4 protein-coding genes are annotated in these 3,502 nt (G+C 46.1%); 1 reads left to right on the top strand and 3 read right to left on the bottom strand.

Annotated elements, in window-relative coordinates:
• Positions 1-167: 167 nt before the first annotated feature.
• Complete coding sequence (locus DBO31_RS07780; protein ID WP_150824861.1) at positions 168-1,718, bottom strand: M20/M25/M40 family metallo-hydrolase; 1,551 nt, start codon at positions 1,716-1,718, stop codon at positions 168-170.
• A 15-nt stretch (positions 1,719-1,733) separates the two neighbouring features.
• On the bottom strand, positions 1,734-2,183 hold the full coding sequence (locus tag DBO31_RS07775; protein WP_059076205.1) for a GtrA family protein: 450 nt from the start codon (positions 2,181-2,183) through the stop codon (positions 1,734-1,736).
• A gap of 165 nt (positions 2,184-2,348) precedes the next feature.
• Here DBO31_RS07775 and DBO31_RS07770 point away from each other — a divergent pair, with 165 nt between their 5' ends.
• Positions 2,349-2,939: a phosphoribosyltransferase family protein gene (locus tag DBO31_RS07770; RefSeq protein WP_059076206.1), complete on the top strand. Its 591-nt coding sequence runs from the start codon at positions 2,349-2,351 to the stop codon at positions 2,937-2,939.
• A gap of 58 nt (positions 2,940-2,997) precedes the next feature.
• On the opposite strand, the gene DBO31_RS07765 is transcribed toward DBO31_RS07770, so the two are convergent.
• Positions 2,998-3,502, bottom strand: a 505-nt coding sequence (locus tag DBO31_RS07765; RefSeq protein WP_150824860.1) for a hydrolase, incomplete at its 5' end; no start/stop codon positions are given.

Here is a 3,502-nt window from a genome sequence, read left to right as displayed (position 1 = left end):
TTTCATCATAAGTATCCCACGCTTTCATAAATAAATGCATCATTGATTCATAACAATTTCTAATAAAAAATCATTACGGACCTTTGTACGTCTTTATACTACCACTTAATTGTTACAACTTTGTTACAATTTCTAGAAAGTACGATAAAAAGGAATTACGATTTGCTCTATTCCGCTGTATCTCCTACATACATTATAACCTTACGCAATACATTAGGCAGACGGGAGGATACACTGTCTATATTGACCCGTTCAGTCCGTTCATGCAGGTCTTTGCCCCAGGGGCCGAGAAGAAGGAAGGGAATCTGCATTTCTTCCATGGCGCCGAAATCAAATCCATAGGATTTCCCCCACAGCGGCAGATTATGTTCCAGCAGGGATTCATCCATGTCCGGATTGACACAGCAGTAGCTGCAGTCGGAGACACCATTAAAATAATGATCATAGCGAACATCGGTCATCTCGCCGATAATCTGCCGAAGCCCGTCATACCGCGTGTCATGAAGAATCAGGCTGTCTGCCGCAGGGTAATAAGGCGGTGCAAAGGCAATGACGACCATAGGCTGATTCATGCCGGTAAAATCGAGGACCGCTTCCAGAAGGCGTATCGTTTCCTGGGCATAAGACGTTTCACCTTTTTGTAATCGGATAAAGCTGTTATTTTTGGCATTTTCATAGAATACATCGAATCCCGGGTAATCTTCTGCCTGTTTCAGTAGTTCGGCACTGGTCATGACTTCCATTGAAAGGGCGGGACTGACATGGCTCAAAGCATCGGAAACGGCTTTTTGCGCCACATTTCGCAACAGATACATGACATCTTCCGGCGTCTTCGTATAAGTCATGAAATTAGCACAGCCTGCAGCACGCTGTGGCAGGGATACATCGTATTTATCCTTGCGGTCCCGCTGGAAAATCCAGGCTGGCGGCGGCGTCATTTCGTCACCACAAGTATCGGCCAGAGACGCATCGCCTTCCGTTTCCGCCACGATCCGGGACAATACCCCCAGTGGATTGATTCCCTGCTGATAATTGCCGACATGGACCGATTTTCCCTGTACGATGACGACAGGCAGGAGCTTTCCTACCGACCCGGTAAATGCCACGATTTTCCCATTTTTCTTTTCGTTAGGTTCACTATTGATGAGAACGCGGTAAATGAGCCCATACGTATCACGCAGATCTTTCAATACCGGAACGGCTGTCCGCATTCCCGTCGAATATGATTCTTCGTCAGGCAGGGAGACAAAAAGCAGGCCGGCTTCACCACCACCCTGGGCAGCATATTCTTCGAAAACAGCCAGCTGGGCAGCCGCTCCGCCTTTCATATCGCAGGAACCGCGTCCGACCATCCATTCTCCGCTCTTTAAATCGGAAAGGACGGATTCGTCTTTTTCGAACTGTATCAGTTCCTGCAGAAGTTTTTCCGGAGAAAAAGCGTCATCCCGCAAAATGCCATACGCTTCCGTACCGACGACATCATGATGATTGAGGAAAATGACCGTATCCTTTTTCCGCCCCGGTATAAACCCGCAGACGACAGACCGGCCGGCCGGATCGTTGGGAACGCGCATGAGGCTGACTCTTACGATTTCCCCCATGGAAGACAGTTTTTTCTGCAGATATTTTTCCATATCGACTTCTTTTTCCGTATTCGTTTCGCTGTCAATGGCAATCATTTCTTTCAGGATATCCAGTACACGCTGATTTTTTTCCATAACCCCATCCCCTTTTTATTTGAAAATCCATTTTTTTCGTGACAAATAATTCCATACGGTTACAATAGCACTGGCCATGATCTTTGCCGGGAGCGGCGGCAGTCCCAAAATAGATGGCGATGTAAAAATCCACATGAGGAGCAGATTCCATCCCAACCCGATGACACTGACGAGGAATACGAGAGAAATTTCTGCACCGCGCTGATAACGGCTGCCACTATCGAACACGAAGACGTTACAGAGAATATAATGGTACAACGTCGAAAAGGCAAAAGCCAGTGTCGTCGCCACCAATACATTCTGCGTCTGCAGAGGAAACATGGATGCTCCTGTCAGTACCTGAAAAATCAAATAAAAAAGGCCCCATTCCAAGAGAGCTGCACTGCCGCCGACAAGAAGATACATGAACAATTTCATGTATTCGTTGTTTGTATAATCAAATCCAAAAATTTTTTTTTGTTTCATACGGTCCTTTCCGCAGCAGTATATTACATCTATGCCAGCAATTGTCATAGCATATTTTTATTATAGGACATATAGAAAATAAATGCCACAAATTTATCATTTCTATGGCATAATTATTAAAAAAAATGTATACTGAATATAGAATTCTCCAGGAGGTGATAAAATATGGTCTATGCATCAGAATCAACATATCAAGTAGAATTTAATCATCACGCATATACGCTGCCCGTCTGCCCGGGAGCCGGCGGCATCAGCCTGGTAAAAGTCGATTTTATACATAATCCATATTTAATGTACGATGCGGCAGTGGAAGCTAACCGTTACATGAATCACAATATCAGCAATCATATTGATATCATCGTGACACCGGAATGCCGCTGCATTACCCTGGCAACACAGCTGGCTTTCATGAACGGCTGCCAGGTCATCATGCTCCGTAAATCCTTGTCTGCCGATGAAGAGCAGCGTCCCTTCTGGAGCGGAACCTACCAGTCCCGTACGCATAACAGGCCGGAACACCTCTATCTGACAGAAGACAAGGCCCGGATGATGGCGGGGAAACAAGTCCTGGTCCTCGACGACGTATCGAGTACGGGAAAAACCTTTATTGCCATCCATAACGTGTTGGAAAACGTAAACGTGCGGGCCTCTTTCTTTGCTATTTTTGATGAAGATTGTGAAAAAGACAAACAACTGGCAACCCTGCCTTCATACTACTTCCTGAAGACACTGCCTGTACCGGATTACAGTGAATAAAAAAGAGACTGCCGATGCCGTGGCATCAGACAATCTCCTCCCTATTCATAAACGATAGTTATTCTTCTACTCCTGTCAGTTCCAGGCATTCTTTCCGTGCCGAATCTTCACAGGAACGCATAGCCAGAATCGTCTTTTCAAAAAGGTCATTCAAATCCCAGCCCAGCATTTCTGCACCGTTTTTGATGACGTCCCGGGAGCAACCGGCGGCAAACCGTTTGTCCTTGAATTTCTTTTTCAGGCTCTTGACTTCCATATCTTTAGTGCTTTTCGATGGGCGCATCTTGGCAGCTGCCCAGATTAGGCCTGTCAGTTCATCCGCAGCATAGAGTACCTTTTCCATCATATGTTCCGGTTTGACATCGACCGTCAGGCCATATCCATGACTGACGACGCCGTGGATGAGTTTATCATCGGCATGGATTTCAGCCAGGAGTTCCGGTGCTTTCTTGCAATGCTGTTCCGGATATTTTTCAAAATCAATATCATGAAGCAGTCCTACGAGGCCCCAGAAATCGACATCATCACCATATCCCAGTTCCTGGGCATACCAGCGCATAACG

It is taken from the genome of Megasphaera sp. DJF_B143 (assembly GCF_900320625.1).
GTDB lineage: Bacteria > Bacillota > Negativicutes > Veillonellales > Megasphaeraceae > Megasphaera > Megasphaera hexanoica.
This window is presented reverse-complemented; position numbering and strand designations above follow the sequence as displayed.